Source organism: Streptomyces sp. NPDC007945 (assembly GCF_042958885.1).
Lineage (GTDB): Bacteria > Actinomycetota > Actinomycetes > Streptomycetales > Streptomycetaceae > Streptomyces.
Genome location: NZ_JBIBJV010000002.1, coordinates 575,312 through 595,840, shown reverse-complemented (window position 1 = coordinate 595,840; position 20,529 = coordinate 575,312). Strand labels below are relative to the sequence as shown.

The 20,529-nt window shown below is 73.6% G+C and carries 21 protein-coding genes; 13 read left to right on the top strand and 8 right to left on the bottom strand.

Annotation, left to right across the window (positions count from 1 at the left end; translation table 11 throughout):
- Positions 1 to 3: 3 nt before the first annotated feature.
- On the bottom strand, positions 4 to 1,086 hold the full coding sequence (locus tag ACFZCF_RS07995) for a GNAT family N-acetyltransferase (RefSeq protein ID WP_391285369.1): 1,083 nt from the start codon (positions 1,084 to 1,086) through the stop codon (positions 4 to 6).
- A 112-nt stretch (positions 1,087 to 1,198) separates the two neighbouring features.
- On the opposite strand from ACFZCF_RS07995, the gene fdxA reads away from it, so the two are divergent.
- Positions 1,199 to 1,519, top strand: coding sequence for a ferredoxin (gene fdxA, locus ACFZCF_RS07990; protein WP_015035968.1), 321 nt, complete (start codon positions 1,199 to 1,201; stop codon positions 1,517 to 1,519).
- A gap of 102 nt (positions 1,520 to 1,621) precedes the next feature.
- Positions 1,622 to 2,716: a bifunctional succinyldiaminopimelate transaminase/glutamate-prephenate aminotransferase gene (locus tag ACFZCF_RS07985; RefSeq protein WP_391285367.1), complete on the top strand. Its 1,095-nt coding sequence runs from the start codon at positions 1,622 to 1,624 to the stop codon at positions 2,714 to 2,716.
- An 80-nt stretch (positions 2,717 to 2,796) separates the two neighbouring features.
- Here ACFZCF_RS07985 and ACFZCF_RS07980 read toward each other — a convergent pair whose 3' ends face one another.
- The gene (locus ACFZCF_RS07980; RefSeq protein ID WP_391285365.1) at positions 2,797 to 3,246 is read right to left on the bottom strand and encodes an ATP-binding protein; all 450 of its coding nucleotides are present in this window, start codon (positions 3,244 to 3,246) and stop codon (positions 2,797 to 2,799) included.
- Positions 3,247 to 3,624: 378 nt separating this feature from the next.
- A complete protein-coding gene (locus tag ACFZCF_RS07975; protein WP_391285363.1) occupies positions 3,625 to 4,539 on the bottom strand; it encodes a hypothetical protein in 915 nt (304 codons plus the stop codon).
- 29 nt (positions 4,540 to 4,568) lie between these two features.
- Here ACFZCF_RS07975 and dapE point away from each other — a divergent pair, with 29 nt between their 5' ends.
- The 3 genes from dapE (at position 4,569) to ACFZCF_RS07960 (ending at position 9,069) form a co-directional block, all read left to right on the top strand.
- A complete protein-coding gene (dapE, locus tag ACFZCF_RS07970; protein ID WP_391285361.1) occupies positions 4,569 to 5,684 on the top strand; it encodes a succinyl-diaminopimelate desuccinylase in 1,116 nt (371 codons plus the stop codon).
- A gap of 72 nt (positions 5,685 to 5,756) precedes the next feature.
- Positions 5,757 to 6,506: a TIGR00730 family Rossman fold protein gene (locus ACFZCF_RS07965; RefSeq protein WP_391285359.1), complete on the top strand. Its 750-nt coding sequence runs from the start codon at positions 5,757 to 5,759 to the stop codon at positions 6,504 to 6,506.
- A gap of 319 nt (positions 6,507 to 6,825) precedes the next feature.
- Complete coding sequence (locus ACFZCF_RS07960; protein ID WP_391285357.1) at positions 6,826 to 9,069, top strand: FG-GAP-like repeat-containing protein; 2,244 nt, start codon at positions 6,826 to 6,828, stop codon at positions 9,067 to 9,069.
- 49 nt (positions 9,070 to 9,118) lie between these two features.
- Here the strand turns inward: ACFZCF_RS07960 and folP are convergent, their stop codons facing one another.
- A complete protein-coding gene (gene folP / locus ACFZCF_RS07955) occupies positions 9,119 to 9,979 on the bottom strand; it encodes a dihydropteroate synthase (RefSeq protein ID WP_388436752.1) in 861 nt (286 codons plus the stop codon).
- 111 nt (positions 9,980 to 10,090) lie between these two features.
- Here folP and ACFZCF_RS07950 point away from each other — a divergent pair, with 111 nt between their 5' ends.
- Both ACFZCF_RS07950 and ACFZCF_RS07945 read left to right on the top strand, forming a co-directional pair.
- Complete coding sequence (locus ACFZCF_RS07950) at positions 10,091 to 10,420, top strand: DivIVA domain-containing protein (protein WP_388436749.1); 330 nt, start codon at positions 10,091 to 10,093, stop codon at positions 10,418 to 10,420.
- Entirely contained in the window at positions 10,417 to 11,049 is a 633-nt protein-coding gene (locus ACFZCF_RS07945; RefSeq protein WP_388436746.1) for a DNA-3-methyladenine glycosylase I, read from the top strand. Before ACFZCF_RS07950 ends, ACFZCF_RS07945 begins: the two co-directional genes overlap by 4 nt.
- Here the strand turns inward: ACFZCF_RS07945 and ACFZCF_RS07940 are convergent.
- From ACFZCF_RS07940 to ACFZCF_RS07930, 3 genes are all read right to left on the bottom strand, one after another.
- Positions 11,022 to 12,254, bottom strand: a complete 1,233-nt coding sequence (locus ACFZCF_RS07940) for an FG-GAP-like repeat-containing protein (protein ID WP_388436743.1) — start codon at positions 12,252 to 12,254, stop codon at positions 11,022 to 11,024. The two genes, ACFZCF_RS07945 and ACFZCF_RS07940, sit on opposite strands and share 28 nt — an antisense overlap.
- A 24-nt stretch (positions 12,255 to 12,278) precedes the next feature.
- The gene (locus ACFZCF_RS07935) at positions 12,279 to 13,520 is read right to left on the bottom strand and encodes an FG-GAP-like repeat-containing protein (protein ID WP_391285354.1); all 1,242 of its coding nucleotides are present in this window, start codon (positions 13,518 to 13,520) and stop codon (positions 12,279 to 12,281) included.
- An 85-nt stretch (positions 13,521 to 13,605) separates the two neighbouring features.
- Complete coding sequence (locus ACFZCF_RS07930) at positions 13,606 to 14,409, bottom strand: enoyl-CoA hydratase/isomerase family protein (RefSeq protein ID WP_388436737.1); 804 nt, start codon at positions 14,407 to 14,409, stop codon at positions 13,606 to 13,608.
- Between the two features lie 312 nt (positions 14,410 to 14,721).
- On the opposite strand from ACFZCF_RS07930, the gene ACFZCF_RS07925 reads away from it, so the two are divergent.
- Positions 14,722 to 14,889 (top strand): DUF3117 domain-containing protein, encoded by a 168-nt coding sequence (locus tag ACFZCF_RS07925; RefSeq protein ID WP_009997451.1) that lies wholly within the window; start codon positions 14,722 to 14,724, stop codon positions 14,887 to 14,889.
- A gap of 161 nt (positions 14,890 to 15,050) precedes the next feature.
- On the opposite strand, the gene ACFZCF_RS07920 is transcribed toward ACFZCF_RS07925, so the two are convergent.
- On the bottom strand, positions 15,051 to 15,716 hold the full coding sequence (locus ACFZCF_RS07920) for an O-methyltransferase (RefSeq protein WP_388436732.1): 666 nt from the start codon (positions 15,714 to 15,716) through the stop codon (positions 15,051 to 15,053).
- Between the two features lie 141 nt (positions 15,717 to 15,857).
- Between ACFZCF_RS07920 and sigE the strand changes: the two genes are divergently transcribed.
- The 5 genes from sigE to ACFZCF_RS07895 all read left to right on the top strand — a co-directional run bounded on the left by sigE (position 15,858) and on the right by ACFZCF_RS07895 (position 20,523).
- Positions 15,858 to 16,616, top strand: a complete 759-nt coding sequence (gene sigE, locus ACFZCF_RS07915; RefSeq protein WP_388436729.1) for an RNA polymerase sigma factor SigE — start codon at positions 15,858 to 15,860, stop codon at positions 16,614 to 16,616.
- Entirely contained in the window at positions 16,613 to 17,470 is an 858-nt protein-coding gene (locus ACFZCF_RS07910) for a zf-HC2 domain-containing protein (RefSeq protein ID WP_388436726.1), read from the top strand. The genes sigE and ACFZCF_RS07910 overlap by 4 nt, the downstream gene beginning before the upstream one ends.
- A gap of 76 nt (positions 17,471 to 17,546) precedes the next feature.
- A complete protein-coding gene (locus ACFZCF_RS07905; protein ID WP_391285350.1) occupies positions 17,547 to 19,286 on the top strand; it encodes a trypsin-like peptidase domain-containing protein in 1,740 nt (579 codons plus the stop codon).
- Between the two features lie 105 nt (positions 19,287 to 19,391).
- A complete protein-coding gene (locus ACFZCF_RS07900; protein ID WP_388436720.1) occupies positions 19,392 to 19,859 on the top strand; it encodes a sec-independent translocase in 468 nt (155 codons plus the stop codon).
- Positions 19,860 to 19,920: 61 nt separating this feature from the next.
- Positions 19,921 to 20,523, top strand: coding sequence for a hypothetical protein (locus ACFZCF_RS07895; protein WP_388436717.1), 603 nt, complete (start codon positions 19,921 to 19,923; stop codon positions 20,521 to 20,523).
- Positions 20,524 to 20,529 lie beyond the last annotated feature (6 nt).

Sequence of the window (20,529 nt, the reverse complement as noted above, 5' to 3'; positions counted from 1 at the left end):
CGCTCACGCCTCCGGCTGCCGGTAGTGGTGGTAGTGGTGGTGCACCGCGAAGTCCATCCCCTCGTACAGCGCCCGCGCGCCGTCGTTGTCGGCCTCGACCTGGAGCCAGGCCGCCGAGGCGCCCTCGTCGAGCGCCTGCCGGGCGAGCGCGGCCATCACCGCGGTGGCCAGGCCCCGCCGCCGCAGCGCCGGGTCGACCTCCACCGCCATGAACCCGGCCCAGCGGCCGTCCACGACGCAGCGGCCGATGGCCGCCGGCACCTCTCCCGTGCCCGCGACGGACGCGAACCACACACTCGGGCCGGACGAGAGCACGTGCCGCACCGCCGGGCCCGCCCCGGTGAACCGCTGGTAGCGGCGCAGCCACGGCTCGTCGAGCGTCCGCGACAGTCGCACCTCCGCGGGCCCCGGCTCGCGGTCGGCGAGCGGCGCGAGCGCGGCGATCCGCAGTTCGGCGGTGACCTCGCGCCGCCAGCCCAGCCGCTCCAGGTCGGCGCAGAGCAGCTCCTGGGCGGACTCGGCGCCGGTGCCGGCCTGGACGTAGGCGGGCAGCCCCCGGTCCGCGTACCACTTCCGCACCGCCTCCAGGGCCTCGGCGACCGGCCGGCCGGGATCGCCGTCCGGCAGGGCCGAGTTGGCGCGGCGGGTGAAGCCCACCCGCCGGCCCGCCACCGCCCCGCCGGGCCCGTCCGCCGGACTCCGCCCGGCGGGACCCGCGTCGCCCGGCTCCTCCACGATCGCCGCCCGCAGGGTCCACCCGCCGAGCGGCTCGCTCTCGACCGGCTGCCAGGCGCGCGCGGCGACCCGGGAGAGCTCCGGGAAGGTGGCGGCGGGGCCGCGTCGGCGGGCGGGCGCCGCGGGGACCACTTTGCCCGCTGCCAGGCGGAGTTCCGGGATGCGGACGGCTTCGCCGCTCTTTCGTGTGATCGTCAGCACACCGGCGTCCCAGGATGTGAGCACGCCGACCGCGTCGGAGAACCGCCCGCCCGGCGCGCCAGAGTCCGTCACGTACCGAACGGAGACACGTTTTCCCACGTCAGCCCTGGTGAGACGGACCTCGAGCCGCCCTCCGCCGATGATTTCCACAGCTTCTCCGCCCCTCCTGTTCGGATCGCCCCCGAGAACGGAGATACTAGGTGCGGGCATCGACGACACCGCGCTCCCGCGCAGACCAGCCCTACCGAGGAGGAACGACAGCGTGACCTACGTCATCGCGCAGCCTTGTGTCGACGTCAAGGACAAGGCTTGCATCGAGGAGTGCCCCGTCGACTGCATCTACGAGGGCAAGCGATCTCTCTACATCCACCCGGACGAGTGCGTCGACTGTGGAGCCTGTGAGCCGGTCTGCCCGGTCGAGGCGATCTTCTACGAGGACGACACCCCGGAGGAGTGGAAGGACTACTACAAGGCGAACGTCGAGTTCTTCGACGAGCTCGGTTCGCCCGGTGGCGCGTCCAAGCTCGGCGAGATCGAGCGCGACCACCCCTTCATCGCCGCCCTGCCGCCGCAGAACGGCTGATCTTTCGTTGCACCCGCTCTCGGTCCCGTACGGCTCCGCCGCCGTACGGGACCGACGCGTATCCGACGCGTACGCGTACGTACTGAGGAAGTGAGCCAACCCGTGAGCGCAGTCTCTTCGCGCCTGCCCGTCTTCCCCTGGGACAAGCTGGAGCCGTACAAGCAGACGGCCCTGGCCCACCCGGACGGGATCGTGGACCTGTCGGTCGGCACGCCGGTCGACCCGGTGCCCGCGCTGATCCAGGAGGCCCTGGTGGCCGCCGCGGACTCGCCCGGCTATCCGACGGTCTGGGGCACGCCGGAGCTGCGGGACGCGCTCACCGGATGGTGCGAGCGGCGCCTCGGCGCGGTCGGCTTCGCCCACGGGAACGTGCTGCCGGTCGTCGGCTCCAAGGAGCTCGTCGCCTGGCTGCCGACCCAGCTGGGGCTCGGCGCCGGCGACAAGGTGGCCTACCCGCGGCTCGCGTACCCCACGTACGAGGTCGGAGCCCGGCTCTGCGGCGCGGAGGCCGTCGTCTACGACGACCCGACGGAGCTCGACCCGGCCGGCCTGAAGCTGCTCTGGCTCAACTCCCCGTCGAACCCGACCGGCGAGGTCCTCCCGAAGGAGGACCTCGTCCGGATCGTCGCCTGGGCGCGCGAGCACGGCGTCCTCGTCCTCTCCGACGAGTGCTACCTCGAACTGGGCTGGGAGGCCGACCCGGTGTCGGTCCTGCACCCGGACGTCTGCGGCGGCTCGTACGAGGGGATCGTCGCCGTCCACTCGCTCTCCAAGCGGTCCAACCTGGCCGGGTACCGGGCGGCGTTCATCGCCGGTGACGCGGCGGTCCTCGGCGAGCTGCTCCAGATCCGCAAGCACGGCGGCATGATGACGGCGGCGCCGGTCCAGGCGGCGACCGTGGCCGCGCTCGGCGACGACGCGCACGTCGCGGAGCAGCGGGCGCGGTACGCGGCCCGGCGCGAGGCCCTGAAGACGGCCCTGGTGGCCCACGGCTTCCGCATCGAGCACTCCGAGGCCAGCCTCTACCTGTGGGCGACCCGCGACGAGCCGTGCTGGGACACCGTGGCGTACCTCGCGGAGAAGGGCGTCCTGGTGGCCCCCGGCGACTTCTACGGCGAGGCGGGCGCGCGACACGTCCGGGTCGCCTTCACCGCGACGGACGAGCGCGTGGCGGCGGCGGTCAAGCGCCTCGGCTGAGACCGCGGCGCGGCAACGCGGGACGTGGAAGGGCCCGGGCGCGTGGTGCGCCCGGGCCCTTCCGTCGTGGCGTCGGACCGTCAGCCGATCGGCAGACCGCCGAGCATCTGGCCGGCCGGGGCGCCGCCCAGCGCGCCGCCGGCCGGGGTGCCGCCGGCGCTGTCGGTGGCGGCACCGGCGGTCTCGCCGAGTGCCTCGCCCGCGCTGCCGGCGGTCTCGCCGGCGATCTTCTGGGCCGCCGGGGTGGCGGTCTTGCCGGCCGTGCCCACGGCCTTGCCGGCCGCCGGGACGGCCGTGCCGACGGCCTCGCCGCCGGTCGCCCCGGCGACTCCGGTCGCGGTCTGCGCGGCACCGTCGACGGCCGAGCCCGCGTTCGCCGCGTCGACGGCGGTCAGGCCGCCGAGGGCGCCGGCCGGCGCGAGGCTGTGGTCCAGGGCGCTCGCGGAGCCGGCCGCACCGACCACGGGGGCTGCGCCGGCCGCGACGATCAGGGCGGCGCGGGCGATCCGGCGGGTCAGGGGGAGGGACATGGTGCTCCTTCGACGAGGGGAGACGGTGGGACGTTGCCTTTGCGGGCTGCACAACCGAGGCGGGGGCGGGGGAGGTTGCGGGCGGCGCGGGTAAAGGCTGGGTAATGCGTCGTATTGTCGGGTGGGGAGGAAAGCGGACGAACGGCGCCGGACGTCATGCTCTGCCGAACCGTCTCTTCCCTTGCGCCCCAAGCCCCCCGCGTGCCCCCGCCGCATCCGGATTCCCGGCGCCCCCGTCCCCCTCCCGATCCCCTTCCCGAGCGACCCCTCGCACGCACGTCCATCCCCTGATCCCCCGTGTGGGCGGGGCGTACGCGGGAGCGGACGGGGCGCCGGCCCGGCGAGTGGGCGTCGGACCGCGGCGGCGGGGACGGTCGGTCAGGGGGTGAGGCGGAGACGGACCGTCGGGGTGCCGGAGGCGCCGGTGCCGGACGCCGTCGACCAGCCGCCCCCGGAGTCGTCCGCCCGCCACACCTTCCCCCCGTACGACACCTCCGCGACCCGCAGCGTCGCCGCCCGCGCGACCGCCCACTGCGCCAGCTCCCAGCCGCGCCGGGCGGAGCCGTCGCCGACGGGGACGACCAGGACGGCCGGTTCCGCCGCCGAGCGCCCCGCGCTGGCGCCGCCGGAGACGGAGGTGGGCGCCGCGGACTCGCCGAAGGCCCGTACCAGCTCCGCACGGACGAAGGCCGGATCGCCCGGGCGCCCGTCCTTGAGGTCCGCCGTGCACGACAGGGAGGCCGGGGCCCGGCCCGTCAGCGCCGCCGACAGCAGCGTCGCGTCCGGCTCGTGCTTGGCGTACGCCTGCGGGAAGCCGCTCTTCTGCACCTTCTGCGCCGCCACCGTCAGCGGCATCCGCGAGTAGCCGGGGACCTTCTCCAGGCCCTCGTAGAACTTCCCGGCCGAGTACACCGGGTCCATGATCTGCTCCGGCGTGCCCCAGCCCATGGACGGCCGCTGCTGGAAGAGGCCGAGCGAGTCCCGGTCGCCGTGCTCGATGTTCCGCAGCGCCGACTCCTGGAGCGCGGTAGCGAGCGCGATCGTGACGGCCCGCTCCGGCAGGCCGCGGGAGGTGCCGACCGCCGCGATCGTCGCCGCGTTCGACGCCTGCTCGGGAGTGAACTCGTACCGCTGGTCCCCACTGCCCACGGCGCACCGCGGCGCGCCTTTGCTGCCGGTCATCTGGTGGATCGCGATGTACGACGCGAGGCCGCACAGGACGGCGAGGGCGGCGGCCGAACGGGCGAGTCGGCCACGACGGGCGGGGCGGGGGGAGTCGGACACGGGGCCCACCGTACTGGAGGCCGGGTTAGGGTCGGCATATGGCTGACATCACCCCGCAGGAGACTGCTCAGGAGACCTCGCTCGACCTCGCCGGGGACGGGGCCGCGCTCACCGCCGACCTCGTCGACTTCGCGTCCGTCAGCGGGACCGAGAAGCCGCTCGCCGACGCCATCGAGCAGGCCCTGCGCGCCCTGCCCCACCTCTCCGTCGACCGGTACGGCAACAACGTCGTCGCCCGCACGCACCTCGGTCGCGCCGAGCGGGTCGTCCTCGCCGGCCACATCGACACCGTGCCGATCGCCGACAACGTCCCGTCCCGGCTCGACGCGGACGGCGTCCTGTGGGGCTGCGGCACCTCCGACATGAAGTCCGGTGTCGCCGTGCAGCTGCGGATCGCCGCGACGGTGCCGGAGCCCAACCGCGACCTGACCTTCGTCTTCTACGACAACGAGGAGGTCGCCGCCGACCTCAACGGCCTCGGGAAGATCGCCGCCGCCCATCCCGACTGGCTGGAAGGGGACTTCGCGGTCCTCCTGGAGCCCTCCGACGGGCAGGTCGAGGGCGGCTGCCAGGGCACCCTCCGCGTCATCCTGCGCACGGCCGGCGAGCGCGCCCACTCCGCCCGCTCCTGGATGGGTTCCAACGCCATCCACACCGCCGCGCCGATCCTCGCCCGCCTCGCCGCGTACGAGCCGCGCAGGCCGGTCATCGACGGCCTGGAGTACCACGAGGGCCTCAACGCGGTCGCGATCGAGGGCGGCGTCGCCACCAACGTGATCCCCGACGCCTGCTCGGTCACGGTCAACTACCGGTACGCCCCCGACCGCTCGCCGGCCGAGGCGCTCGCGCACGTCCGCGAGGTCTTCGCCGAGTGCGACATCGCCGAGTTCGTCGTCGACGACGAGAGCCCCGGCGCGCTGCCCGGCCTCTCCCACCCGGCGGCCGAGGCCTTCATGAAGGCGGTCGGCGGCACCGCGATGCCGAAGTTCGGCTGGACCGACGTCTCCCGCTTCAGCGCGCTCGGCGTGCCCGCGGTCAACTACGGCCCGGGGGACCCGATCTACGCGCACAAGCGGGACGAGCACGTGCACGTGGACCGCATCCACCACTGCGAGGCGCGGCTCCGCGACTGGCTGACCGCCCGTCTCCCGTAATTTCGCGTTTCGTCACCTCAGTGGTCCTACCCTGACCCAACAGAGATCGTGGAACGGCGGAGGGAGCAGGCCATGGGCATTCCCGAGGGAATGGCGAAGCCGGAGGAGCAGCGGCTGGGTCCGGTGCTGAGGCGGAGGGACCAGGTCCAGCCCGGCACGACGGACCAGCGGCTGCTCGACACCGAGGGCGACTCGGAGTGGGTGCACACCGACCCCTGGCGGGTCATGCGCATCCAGTCCGAGTTCGTCGAGGGCTTCGGCGCGCTCGCCGAACTGCCGAGCGCGATCAGCGTCTTCGGCTCGGCCCGCACGAAGCCGGACTCGCCCGAGTACGAGGCGGGCGTGCGCATCGGCCGGGCGCTCGTGGAGGCCGGGTTCGCGGTCATCACGGGTGGCGGCCCGGGCGCCATGGAGGCGGCCAACAAGGGGGCCCGGGAGGCCCATGGCATCTCGGTCGGCCTCGGCATCGAGCTCCCCTTCGAGCAGGGGCTCAACCCGCACGTCGACATCGGCGTGAACTTCCGCTACTTCTTCGTCCGCAAGACGATGTTCGTGAAGTACGCGCAGGGCTTCGTCGTCCTGCCCGGCGGCCTGGGCACCCTCGACGAGCTCTTCGAGGCGCTCACCCTGGTGCAGACCCGCAAGGTGACCCGCTTCCCGATCGTGCTCTTCGGCACGGAGTACTGGAAGGGCCTCGTGGACTGGCTGCGCGACTCGGTCGTCGCAGGCGGCAAGGCGAGCGAGCGCGACCTGCTCCTCTTCCACGTCACGGACGACGTGGAGGAGGCGGTCACGCTCGTCACCAAGGAGGTCGGCCGCTAGACGGTGTCCCGGTGTCCCGGTGTCCTCGAAGGATGATCGCCGGTGGTTCATGGTGACGTGAGTCCTCACCCTGAACCCTCCGGTGCCGGTGGGAGTCGTGGGGGGGGCGCCCCCCCCCCCCGGGGGGGGGGGGGGGGGGGGGGCCGCCCCCCGCGGCGGGGGGGGGGGGGGCCCCCCCCCCCCCGACTCCCGGGGCCGACGGATCACTCGTACAACCTTTCGGCCTCGACGGTGGTCCCACAGAGCGGCGCGACAAGATCAGGCGTCGACCCGCTGCGCAGGAGGAACCTTGCTGTCTCGATTCACGTCCCGTCGGAGTGTGGCCGCAGCTGTCACCACAGTCCTCGCGGTCACGCTCGGCGCAGGCGCCCTGGCCGCCCCGGCCGGCGCGACCCCGCTGCCCACGGCCGTGACGGCCGAAGCGGCGGCGCCCGTCCCGTACGCGGCGGGCGACGACCTCCCCGTCGCGGTGGGGAACACCGGCTTCCTGACCCGCGCGCGGCTGGACGGCAAGCCGGCGCTCCAGTGGACCCGGTTCGCGGACGGCAAGGTCACCACGATCGACGCCCCGGTGGGCGACTCCACCGGGACCGACGTGATCATGACGGGGCGCGGGTCGTCCCCCAGCCGCTCTCTGGTGCTGCAGCTGCGCGACATGGCTCCCGGCGGTGGCACGGTCACGATGGACCTCCGCCCGCTGAACGCCACGTACGTCAAGGCCGTCTCCAAGGACACGATCCTGGCGAAGGTGACGAAGACGGACGGCACCATGGAGCTGCGCCTGGTCACCAGCACCGGCGGTGCCCTCACCCAGCGGAAGGTCGAGGGCGTCCCGGCCACGGCCCAGTCCCTCGTCTCCACGCCGGCGCGCGACGGATCGGTCCTGCTCACGTACTCCCTGCAGGAGGGGACGACGTGGGAGCGCGAGCTCGCCATGGTGGACCTCGCCGCCGCCAAGGCCGTCCCCGTCCGCCGGCTCGCCTACTACCCGGGCTCCCCCGCGTTCTCCGCCACGCACCTGGTCTGGGAGGACGACATGGCCGGGGGCAAGGTCTACGCCCGGGACCGCGCCACCGGCGCGGAGACCGTGATCGACTTCGGTCTCGACGAGGACCAGGGCGCGATCGTCGGCCTGCTGGACTCGTGGCAGCTGTACGGGACCTGGGCGAGCCTGGAGGGTGACGGGACGGGCGACTCAAGGCCGCACGTCCCCTTCACCGCAAAGTCCCTCATCACCGGACAGACCGTCAAGCTCCTCGACTACGCCTACGGGCCGGTCATGCCGGGCCCCGACAACACGGCGTTCGTGCGCGGCGGCACCGTCGAGCAGGGCGACGGGCTCTACCGGATCTCGCTCGGCGCCGACGGCAGTCCCGCCGCCCAGGCGGTCGCCGTCACCGGGAAGCCGGTGGCGCTGCGCTACCTCGGGGCGCAGATACCCCAGCCGTTCGACCTCTCCTCCCCCGTCCCGCTCAAGTGGAAGCTGTCGCGGGAGAACGCGAACGTCGACCTGCGGATCACCCACCGGGCGACGGGCACGACGTTCTGGAAGACGTTGCACCTCTACAGCGAGTCCGCCGGCAGCCCGTACTACTACGGCGACGGCGTCTTCGGTATCACCTGGAAGCAGATCGCGGCCGAGTCCCGGCTGGGCAGGGACGCCGCGGCTGGGGTCTACGACTGGTCGTTCACGGCCCACTCGCAGAACGGCGTCGGACCGGATCTGGAGGCGTCCGGCAGCTTCACCGCCGCCAAGAGCGTCTCCTCCCCGCACGACCTCGACTGGGACGGTGCCCCCGACCTGCTGGCCCGTGACACCGCGGGCGCGCTGTGGCAGCTCGACAGCCGGTACGACGGCACCAGGAAGACCCTGGTGCCGCACTACTCGCCCTCCAAGATCGGACCCGGCTGGCAGACCTACGACCGGATCGAGACCATCGGCGGCATCGGCGGCGGCGCCGCCGACTTCGTCGCCCGGGACAAGAGCGGCTACCTGTGGCTGTACGACGTCACCGGCACCGGCTACACGAGCACGATCGCGGCCCGGAAGCGGATCGGCGGTGGCTGGAACACCTACACCCACCTCGCCGGCGGCAGCGACCTGGACGGCGACGGCCGCCTCGACCTGCTCGGTGTCGACAAGGCCGGCGCCCTGTGGTTCTACAAGAACACCGGGAACGTCGCCGCTCCGTTCGCCGCCCGCAAGAAGATCGGCACCGGCGGCTGGGGGATCTACAACCAGATCACCGCCACCGGCAACATCGGCGGTGCCGGAGCCGGCGACCTCGTCGCCCGCGACAAGGACGGCGTCCTCTGGCTCTACCTCGGCAAGGGCGACGGCACCTTCGCCGCCCGCAAGCAGATCGGCGGCGGCTGGGGCGCCTACACCGACACCATCGGCATCGGCGACGCCGACTACGACGGCCGCCCCGACCTGTTCGCGTACGGGCCGAACAAGACCGCGTACTTCTACGCCGGCACCGGCGACTACCGCAAGCCCTTCGGCCCCCGCGTCGCCAGCCCCGTCCTGACCGACCAGCCCCCCTACAACCACGTGTCCTGACCCGCCCCGCCCCCTGACGAAGGGGGCGGGCCCCGGCGGCGCCCGGGGTTCAGGCCAGGCCGCGCCGGGCCACCGCCGGCGGGCGGTGGCCCGCGATGGTCGCGACCATGTCCAGGACCTGCTTCGTCTCGGCGACCTCGTGGACCCGGTACACCCGGGCGCCCAGCCAGGCCGAGACGGCGGTGGTCGCCAGCGTCCCGAGGACCCGCTCCTTGACCGGGCGGTCCAGGGTCTCGCCGACGAAGTCCTTGTTGGACAGGGAGACGAGGACGGGCCACCCCGTCTCCGTCATCTCGCCGAGGCGGCGGGTCGCCTCCAGGCTGTGCCGGGTGTTCTTCCCGAAGTCGTGGCCCGGGTCGATCATGATCGCGTCGCGCCGCACGCCCAGCGCGGCGGCCCGCTCGGCCAGGCCGACGGTGACCCGCAGGATGTCGGCCATCACGTCCTCGTACTCGACCCGGTGCGGCCGGGTCCGCGGCTCGGCGCCGCCCGCGTGGGTGCAGACGAGGCCGGCGCCGTACTTCGCGGCGACCTCCGCGAGCCGGGGGTCGACGCCGCCCCACGCGTCGTTCAGCACGTCCGCGCCGGCCTCGCAGACCGCCTCGCCGACGTCCGCCCGCCAGGTGTCCACGCTGATGACCACGTCGGGATGGCGGCGGCGGACCTCCGCGACGAAGCCGACCGTGCGGCGGGCCTCCTCCTCGGCCGTGACCTCCTCGCCGGGGCCGGCCTTGACCCCGCCGATGTCGATGATCGCGGCGCCCTCGGCGACCGCCCGCTCGACGCGCGCGAGCGCCGGCTCGTCGCGGAAGGTCGCCCCCTGGTCGTAGAAGGAGTCCGGCGTCCGGTTCACGATCGCCATGATCACCGGCTCGTGCGGCCCGAACTCACGCCGTCCCAAGCGCAGCATCCCTTATGTCCTCCCTCGCCGCCGGTCACCTGCTCGTCTGTGACCCTAACCGTCGGTGGCACGTGGCACGATCGGCACGGGACGTTTTCCACTCCGGGGAGAGGCGCGCTGGTGTTCTGGTTTCTGCTCATCACGATGGTCGTGGTCGTCGCGGCGGTGACGCTCGCCGTCGTCGGCGGCGGCGACAGCGAGGTGCTGCCCGAGGTGGCCCCCGAGCAGCTGGTGGACCCGCTGCCGCTGAGCCGCCCGGTCGACGGCGCGGACGTCGAGGCGCTCCGGCTCCCGGTCGCCGCCCGCGGCTACCGCATGGAGGACGTCGACGACGTCCTGGACCGGCTCTCGGCCGAGCTCGCCGAGCGCGACGCCCGGATCGCGGAGCTGGAGGCGGCCCTCGCCGGCGCGCGGACGGGCGGCGGGGCGGCAGAGGGCGAGGAGCGATGAGCGGGGCGATCCCCGGCCCGGACGGGGTGGTGCGCTGCCCCTGGGGCCTCTCCGCGGAGGACTACACCGCCTACCACGACGAGGAGTGGGGACGCCCGGTCCGGGGCGACGACGCCCTCTTCGAGCGGCTCTGTCTGGAGGCCTTCCAGTCGGGCCTGTCCTGGATCACCATCCTGCGCCGCCGCGAGGGCTTCCGGCGCGCCTTCAAGGGGTTCCGCATCGCCTCCGTCGCCGCCTTCGGGGACGCCGACCGCGAGCGGCTCCTCGCCGACGAGGGCATCATCCGCAACCGCGCCAAGATCGACGCGACCCTCGCCAACGCGAAGCTGCTCGCCGACTGGTCGCCGGGCGACCTGGACGCCCTGATCTGGTCGTACGCCCCCGATCCGGCGAGCCGCCCGGCTCCGCGCACCCTCGCGGAGGTCCCGGCCATCACCGACGAGTCGACGGCCCTGTCGAAGGCCCTCAAGAAGAAGGGCGTCCGCTTCGTCGGTCCGACGACGGCGTACGCCCTCATGCAGGCCTGCGGCCTGGTCGACGACCACCTCGCGGACTGCGCGTCCCGGGGCGGGGAGTCGCACCCGCCCCGGTCGCGCGGGGATCAGAAGACGAGCACGCGCGGGGCGTAGTCCCAGCCCATGTCGGACTCCGGGGCGGTCACGCCGCCCCGGCCGGTGCCCGGGTAGAGGTACAGCTGCCCCCGGATGGGCCGCATCAGGTCCGGGCGGCCGTCGCCGGTCACGTCCCCGGTGGCGAGCACCGGTTCGTCCGAGGGCCAGGCGTACGGCATCCGGACCCGGCTGCCGAAGGCGCCCCGGCCGTTGCCCGGGTAGAGCCACAGCGTGCGCGAGCCGTCCCGGGCGACCAGGTCCGACCTGCCGTCCCCGTTCATGTCCCCGGGGGCGGCGAGCGCGGTCATCGCGTTCCAGCCGCCGCCGACCTTCTTGCGGGCGGCGAAGCCGCCGCGGCCGGTGCCGGGGTAGGTCCACAGCACGCCGGCGGTGTCCCGGGCGAGCAGGTCCCGCCGGCCGTCGCCGGTGAGGTCGCCGGCCGCCTCGATCTCCCGCATGGAGTTCCAGCCGCCGCCGACCGCGATGCGCGGCTTCAGGCCGCCGCGCCCGGTGCCGGGGTAGAACCAGAGGACGCCGGAGCGGTCCCGGGCGTAGACGTCCTCGGTGCCGTCGCCGTTGTGGTCGCCGTGGCGGACGAGCTGGGTCATCGCGTTCCAGCCGCCGCCGATCAGCAAGCCCGTGGTCCGGCCTTCGGCGTCGTACCTGCCGTTCAGGAGCCACAGCTTGCCGTCGTCGGCGCGTTCGAGCAGGTCGGCGATGCCGTCGGCGTTCATGTCGCCGAACCGGGAGACGGCCGGGAGGCCGGCCGGGCGGGGCCGGTGCATGGACGTCCAGTCCATCCAGCCGTAGCCGTAGTCGGCCTCCCAGGCGGTGCTGCCGAGCCGGATGGAGCTGATGGTGTTGTCGAGTTCGCCCTCGTAGCCGTGCCAGCCCAGGTCCTCGTTGCCGTAGTCCTGGTGGGGGTCGATCTGGATGCTGCTGTTGCCGGTGTAGTGGGCGTCGGTGTGCGCGACCACCCACTTGTCGCTGCGGTTGATGAAGGACGAGATGGAGTTGTTCCAGACGCCCAGGGTCGGCTGGCTCGACGAGATGATCTTCATCTGGCCGCCGAAGTTCGCGTACTGGAAGACGCAGAAGCTGCCCCGGGGGCAGCGGGAGGCGTCCGCGGAGGCGGAGGGCGCGGTGGTCAGCAGGGTGGCCAGGGAGGCCGCCGTGGTCACGACGGCCGCCAGGGCACGCCGGAGCCCGGTGGTGCGCTTCATGCGCGGGGTTCCCTTCGGGACGGGTCAGAAGACGAAGGTGGTGGACCGGAGCTGGCCGAGGTCGCGGGGAGCCCGGAGGCGGCCGTCGGCGGTGCCGGGATAGACGCGCAGGCCGTACGTCCACGAGGCGGAGGCGGTGCCGAGGTGGGCGACCAGGTCGGGGCGGCCGTCGCCGGTGACGTCGCCGAGGCCGGCGAGCTCCCGGTGGGCGTTCCAGCCGCCGTCGCCGAGGAGCTTGCGGGTGCCGAAGGCGCCGCGTCCGGTGCCCGGGTAGAGCCAGAGCCTCCCGGTGGTGTCGCGGGCGGCGAGGTCGGCCTTGCGGTCGGAGTTCATGTCCCCGGCGCCGACCAGCTCGTTGATCGCCTTCCAGCCGCCGCCGACCTTCTTGCGGGCGGTGAAGCCGCCGCGGCCGGTGCCGGGGTAGGTCCACAGGACGCCGTCGCGGTCGGAGGCGAGCAGGTCGCCCCGGCCGTCGCCGGTGAGGTCGCCGGCCGCGGCCAGGTCGCGCATGGAGTTCCAGCCGCCGCCGACCTGGCGGCGCGGCTTGAAGGCGCCGCGGCCGTCGCCGGGGTAGAGCCAGAGCACGCCGGCGCGGTCCCGGGCGTACGCGTCCTCCTTGCCGTCGCCGTCCTGGTCGCCGTGGCGGGTCAGCGCGGTCATCGCGTTCCAGCCGCCGCCGACGAGCCGGGTCGTGCCCGGGGTGTCGTAGGCGTGGGACGTCCAGAGCTGGCCCAGCATGTTGCGGCCGGCGACGTCGGCGCGGCCGTCGCCGTTCAGGTCGCCGAAGCGGCCCTCGGCGGGAAGCGTGGCGGGCCGGGTGCCCACGTAGTCGTAGAGGATCGGGTAGCGGCTCTCGCTCCCGCAGAAGTCGTCCGCCTCGGGGCCGATGTCGAGGGAGCTGACCGCCCGGTCGAGCTGCGGGTAGGGGCTCTGGTCGAACGAGTCGCCGGAGTAGAAGTGGACCGAACCCTCGGGGTCCAGCCCGGGGTTCGGATAGAAGCAGATGGCGTCGGAGTAGCCCCGCAGCTTGTTCGCGAAGGACCGGATGCGGTTGTCCCAGGCTCCGAGCGACGCCATCGGCCCCCGGACGACGAGCATGTCGCCCCGGTACAGGGGCTCGCTGAAGACGCAGACCGTGCCCTCGGGACAGCGGTCGTAGCCGTCCGCCGCCGAGGCGGGAGAGGACAGGGCCGTCGCGGGCAGGCCGAGGGCCAGACCCGCGACGAGGAGACCGCGCGACAGGCGCGCGGAAGGAGAAGGACGCACGGAACCCCCCAGGTGTGTGCGTACGAAGGTGGCCGGATCCTAGTGGGCCGGGCCACCCGCGCACGAACCGGGGCGCGCCCCTCCGTCACCTGCCGAGGTACTTCGGCTTCTCCTTCGCCAGGAAGGCGCGGACGGCGATGGTGTGGTCCTCGGAGGCGCCGGCGAGGGTCTGGAGTTCGTCCTCCTTGTCCAGGGCCTCGTCGAGGGAGTGGTCGGCGCCGTAGGCGACGGACGCCTTGAGGGCCGCGTACGCCACGGTCGGGCCCTCGGCGAGCTTCCGGGCCAGCTTCAGCGCCTCGGCGGGCAGGTCGGCGGCGGGGACCAGGCGGTTCACGATGCCCAGGTCGTACGCCTCCTGCGCGGTGAGCGTGCGCGGGAAGAACAGCAGGTCGGAGGCGCGGCTCTGGCCGATGAGGCGGGGGAGCGTCCAGGACACGCCGGAGTCGGCGGTGAGCGCGACGCCCGCGAACGAGGTGTTGAACGAGGCGGTGTCGGCGACGATCCGGTAGTCGGCGGCGAGCGCGAAGCCGAAACCGGCGCCGGCGGCGACGCCGTTGACGGCGGCGATCACGGGCTTCTTCATGCCGGTGATCGCGCGGACGATCGGGTTGTAGTGGTCCCGGACCGTGGTCATCGTGGCATTGGTGCCCGACTCCTGGTCCTGGAGCAGCAGGCCGACGTGCTCCTTCAGGTCCTGGCCGACGCAGAACGCCCGGTCGCCCGCGGAGGTCAGCAGCACCGCGCGGACCGCCGGGTCGGCGGCGGCCGCCTCGGCCGCGTCCCGGAGCGCCACCTTGGCGGCGATGTTCAGCGCGTTCATGGCCTCCGGCCGGTTGAGCGTGATGGTGGCGAGTCCGTCGCTCACTTCGTACAGGACCGTGTCGGCCATCGGGACCCCTTCGTCTCTGGGATGGGCTGATCAGCCCAGCATGACGGAGATCACCCGTACCGCCCATGTGAGCTGCGTCAAAGATTCCGGGTCCGCGGAGCGAGCCGCGGCGGCGAAGTATCGCAGGCCCGACGCCGAAATGTGGGGTTTTGAGAGAGCGCGTTGCGCAAGCGATGCCGATCGATGTTGGTCATCGGGTCCTGTGATGCGGGATAATGACCTGGAAGCAATGTGTTCGAAGCCGGTGACGCGTGCTCCACGCTATGGAGCTGCCCGGCTGAAGATGAGCTGGTTTCAGGAAGGGGAACGAGCATGGCGGCCATGAAGCCGCGGACGGGTGACGGCCCGCTCGAGGTGACCAAGGAGGGGCGGGGCATCGTCATGCGCGTTCCGCTCGAAGGCGGCGGTCGGCTCGTGGTCGAGCTGACCCCGGACGAGGCCGAGGCGCTCGGTGATGCCCTGAAGAAGGTCGTCGGCTGACCCTCCCTTATTCCTGACCCACCGCCCCGGTACGGCCCCGCCGCACCGGGGCGGTGGCGTATCCGGGGGAGAGAGACCGGGGGATCGGGGCGCAGACGGTCGGGGGAGAGAGTCCGGGCAGACCGGGGGGAAGAGGGGAAGCCAGGATCCGGGGGAGGGGCTCAGCCGCGCCGGACCGCGCACAGCAGGCCGTCGCCCACCGGCAGCAGGGTCGGCAGCAGCTGGGAGCTCTCCCGGACCGTGCGCAGCAGCTCCCTGACCCGCTGCACCTCGGCGGGCTGCGCCCCGGAGTCGACCGTCCGGCCGTCCGCGAAGACGCCCTCGAAGCAGACGAGACCCCCAGGTCGGAGCAGGCGCAACGATTCAGCGAGATAGTCCGGGTACTCGCCGCGGTCGCCGTCGCAGAAGACGAGGTCGTACCCGCCGTCCGCGAGCCGCGGCAGCACGTCGAGCGCCCGGCCCGGGATGAACCGCGCGCGGTTGCCGGCGAAGCCCGCCGCCCGGAACGCCGTCTTGGCGAACTGCTGGTGCTCCGGCTGCACGTCCACCGTGGTGAGGGTGCCGTCGGGGCGCATCCCCAGCAGCAGGTAGATGCCCGACACGCCCGTGCCCGTACCGATCTCGGCCACCGCCTTGGCGTCCGCGGACGCGGCCAGCAGACGCAGCGCCGCGCCCGTGCCCGGCGACACCGAGGGCAGCCCTGCCTCACGGGCCCTCTCGCGGGCCCAGCGCAGCGCTTCGTCCTCGGCGACAAAGGCGTCGGCGAACGCCCAGTTCGTCTGCCGGTTGGCGGTAATGGCCCTCTCCTGTCCCCATAGTTGGCGCAACGGTGACTGTATCCGCTGTCAGCGGGAACCCGCAGATGGGACCGGGCGTTCACCAGGGGAGGGACGAGCGCGGGAGCGGCCGACGACGCCGGTTCAAAAGCTCGTAAAGATTCTTATCCGGAGCTAACGGGCGAGGTGGCTATGGTAGGGGCTCCACTGGACACCACCAGAGCCGATAGGGGAGGTGCGGCTGCGCCTGTGGATCGGAGAGGGGCGCTGCGTCGCCTCCTCAGGTCGGCGGGTGAGCCGAAATCCGTGACCGACACCGCTGACCAGCTCCACACCACCGACGCCGCACCGACCACCGCGACCTTCGCCTCGGATGCGGAATCGCAGGCGTGGACTCCGCCCACCTGGGAGGAGATCGTCAGCACGCACAGCGGTCGCGTCTACCGACTCGCCTACCGTCTGACCGGAAACCAGCACGACGCCGAGGACCTCACCCAGGAGGTCTTCGTCCGTGTCTTCCGCTCGCTGTCGACGTACACCCCGGGCACCTTCGAGGGCTGGCTCCACCGCATCACCACCAACCTGTTCCTCGACATGGTCCGCCGCAAGCAGCGCATCCGCTTCGACGCGCTCGCCGACGACGCCGCCGAGCGGCTCCCCAGCCGGGAGCCCTCCCCCCAGCAGGTGTTCAACGACACCCACTTCGACGCCGACGTCCAGCAGGCCCTCGACACCCTGGCGCCCGAGTTCCGCGCCGCCGTCGTCCTCTGCGACATCGAGGGGCTGTCGTACGAGGAGATCGCCGCGACCCTCGGCGTGAAGCTCGGCACCGTCCGCAGCCGCATCCACCGGGGCCGCTCCCACCTCCGCAAGGCGCTCAAGCACCGTTCGCCCGAGGCCCGCGCCGAGCGCGCCCTGGCCACCGTCGGATGGGAGGCCGGGACAGCGTGAGCGGCACCCGTCCCCCGTCCCCGAGCCCCGCCGAGCACCACCTCGGGGACCGGCTCGCCGCGCTCGTCGACGGCGAGCTCGGCCACGACACCCGCGAGCGGGTCCTCGCCCACCTCGCCACCTGCGCCCGCTGCAAGGCCGAGGCCGACGCGCAGCGCGCCCTGAAGAACGTCTTCGCGTCGAGCGGCGCCCCCCAGCCCTCCGAAGGCTTCCTCGCCCGCCTCCAGGGACTCCCCGGCGGTCCCGGCGATCCCGGGCGCTCCCCGCTGGAACAGCTCCTCGAAGCACGGGGCGTGAAGAGCGACGGGTTCGCCACCGCGCCCCCCGCCAGGCCCGACACGGGCACCGGCTTCCGGGTCCACTCCGTCACCACCCCCGCGGGACGCGGCCGGCGCTTCGCCGTCGCCGCGGCCGGGGCCGTGTCCTTCGCGGCCATCGCGCTCGGCGGCGCCGTCCCCGCCGAGAGCTCCCTCACCGCCGCCGCGCGCGGCGGGCAGGGCACCGGCACCGCGGTCACCCCGCTGCGCGCGGGCGCCTCCGCGGCCCCCGGCACGGGCTCCGGTTCCGTCACCGCGCGTTCGGACCGCTCCGAGCGTTCCCCGGGCGGTGCCCAGTCCATCGCCGGCGCCCCGCTGGTCCCCGGCGGCACCGTCCCCTCGGGTGCGGTCCCGGTGGACGTGGACCGTGCGGGACCGGTGACGGCGGTGCGGTTCCGGGCGGCAGTGCAGGCGCAGTCGCTCCTCGCCCTCTCGCCGTTCGTACGACCGACGGCCCCCGCGCTCCAGCTGGCCCTCGGCCCGGCGCCCAGCCCGGCACCGAGCCCGCCCGGCACCCCGCCGGGCTCCCCCCGCTGACCTCCGACCTGGTTGAATCCTGGGTCAGGGCGCCCGAACGACCGGGCGCCCACGGGTCAGCGGTTGCGGGGAGAGCATGAACGACGGGAAGCCGAACTGGTGGAGCCGGCCCTCGACGCCCCCGGAGGCGGCGCGGATACCCACGCCGCCCCCGGCGGAACCGGAGGACTTCCCCCTCCAGGCCCCGGATCCGGCCGAGCCCGTGACGCCCGGGCGGACGCCGGAGGCGGCCGCCGAGGCGCCCGCCGCGCCCAGGGTCGACATGACGAAGGAGCCGGCGCCCGGCCACGCCTCCGCGCCCGCCCCCGCGGCCCCCGAAGCCGCGCCCGTCGAGCTCCCCGAGACCCCGGCGACGCCCGAACCGGCGCCCGCCCCGGTGGAGCCCGTACGCGACGAGGCGCCCGCCCCGGTGGAGCCCGTACGCGACGAGGCGCCCGCCCCGGTGGAGCCCGTACGCGACGAGGCCGCCGCCCCGCAGCCGCTGCACGCGCCCGACGAGTACCGGACGCCGCCCTACGGCGAGCCCGGGCCGTGGGCGCCCGCCCCGCCGGTGCAGCTGCCCGCCGCGCCCCTGCCCGCCCCGCAGGGCGCCGTCCCGCCGCCGCAGGGACCGGTGCCGCCGCAGGCCTGGGGCCAGTACGACCCCTGGGGCGCCGGCCGCCCGGCCGACGCCCCGCCCGCGCGGAAGAAGTCCCGGCGCGGCCTCGCCCTCGTCGGAGCCCTCCTCTTCGCCCTCGTCACCGGCGTCATCGGCGGCGGAGTCGGCGCCTACATCGAGCGCAACGGCAGCATCGACCTCGGCGCCGTCGAACTCCCGCAGTCCGGCGCCGGGACCACCGACCGCGCGCCCGACAGCGTCGCCGGCATCGCCGCCGCCGCCCTGCCCGGCGTCGTCACCCTGCACGTCAGCGGCGGCGGCTCGGCCGGCACCGGCACCGGCTTCGTGCTCGACAACCGCGGCCACATCCTCACCAACAACCACGTCGTCGACGCCGCCGCCACCTCCGGCGACATCACCGTCACCTTCTCCAGCGGCGAGACCGCCTCCGCCAAGCTCATCGGCAAGGACACCGGCTACGACCTCGCCGTCGTCCGGGTCACCGGCGTCACCGGCCTCAAGCCGCTCCCGCTCGGCAACTCCGACGACGTCCGCGTCGGCGACCCCGTCGTCGCCATCGGCGCCCCCTTCGACCTCTCCAACACGGTCACCTCCGGCATCATCAGCGCCAAGGAGCGCCCCATCACCGCCGGCGGCGAGAAGGGCGACGGCAGCGACATCTCCTACGTCGACGCCCTCCAGACCGACGCGCCCATCAACCCCGGCAACTCCGGCGGCCCCCTCCTCGACGGCAAGGGCCGCGTCATCGGCATCAACAGCGCCATCCGCGCCGCGGGCGGCGGCTCCGGCGAAGGGGACGGCGGCAGCGGCGGCCAGGCCGGGTCCATCGGCCTCGGCTTCGCCATCCCGGTCAACCAGGGCAAGCGGGTCGCCGAGGAGCTCATCAACACCGGCAAGGCCACCCACCCGGTGATCGGCGTCAGCCTCGACATGCAGTTCAACGGCGACGGCGCCCGCGTCGGCGACAAGGGCAAGGACGGCACGCCGGCCGTCACCCCCGACGGCCCCGCCGCCAAGGCGGGCCTGCGCCCCGGCGACGTCATCACCAAGGTCGACGGCCAGCGGGTGCACAACGGCGAGGAGCTGATCGTGAAGATCCGCGCCCACCGCCCCGGCGACGCCCTCGCCCTCACGCTGACCCGCGACGGCCGCGAACTCACCCGGACCGTCACGCTCGGTTCCGCCCAGGGCACCTGAGGACCTGCCCGAGTACATGTGGCGGACATCGCAAGGTACCCGTCCGGCAGCCCGGGCGGGTACCGTGGACCGGGCCGTCCTGGTCCGGCGTGAAGGAGCTATTAGGTGTTCAGCGACATAGGCGCACTCGAGCTGGTGACGCTCATCGTCCTCGCCGTGCTCGTTTTCGGGCCGGACAAGCTGCCGAAGGTCGTCCAGGACGTCTCGCGCTTCATCCGCAAGGTCCGGGAGTTCTCCGACAGCGCGAAGGAGGACATCCGCAGCGAGCTGGGGCCGGAGTTCAAGGACTTCGAGTTCGAGGACCTCAACCCGAAGACCTTCATCCGCAAGCAGCTCGACGGCAACGAGGACCTCGGCGAGCTCAAGGAGCTCCGCTCCACCTTCGACCTCCGCAAGGAGATGAACGAGGTCGCCGACGCGGTGAACGGCCGCGAGAGCACCCCCGCCCCCTCGCCCGCCGCCGCCCCCGCCGCGGCCCCGGCGGCGGTCAACGGCTCCGCACCCGACCTGATGAAGAAGCAGGACCAGTCGGCCGCTCCCGAGCGGCCGCCGTACGACTCCGACGCGACCTGACACGGGGTGTCACCGGCCGGTCGCTATCCTCCTTGAGTTGACGCAACGAGGAGGCGCCGGAATGAAGACGACGAGTCGGGTGGAAGCCGAGGGGTTTCTGCGCGCGCCCTTCGCCTGGTACGGGCTCGACGAGGCGTTCACCGGGCCCCGCAGGCTGATGCAGATCGGTACGGCGGCGGACGGCACCGTCCAGCACGGCTCGGTGGGCCACGGTGACGAGCCGTCGATAAAGTCCGAGGTCGCCGGCACGGACAAGGAGCGGTTCGCCGTCGTCGTGACGGTCGCCGCGAACCCGGTGCGGCGCACCGGCGACGGCACGGGCGTCCTCGACGCCACCACGGTCTCCTCCGCGGCCTGGCTGGCCGGCTCCGGGCTGCTCGCCCACACCTGGCCCGCGTCGCTCGACCACGCGCTGCGGGACCACTGGCTCGACCAGCAGACCGAGACGGCCTTCGAGCTCGCGGACGACCTCGACGGGCCCGCCTGGACCGCGCTGTCTCTGCCCGTCGACGGGGTGCCGGTGCCCTTCCACTACCGCGAGTCCGAGTTCGGCTGGGTGCTGGCCGGCTCCGCCGGGGACGTGCACCTGGGGGCGTACGGGCGGGGCATGAGCGCGTACGGGCTCGGCTTCGCGCAGATCAAGGACCTGGGGCTGTATGCCTGAGCCCCC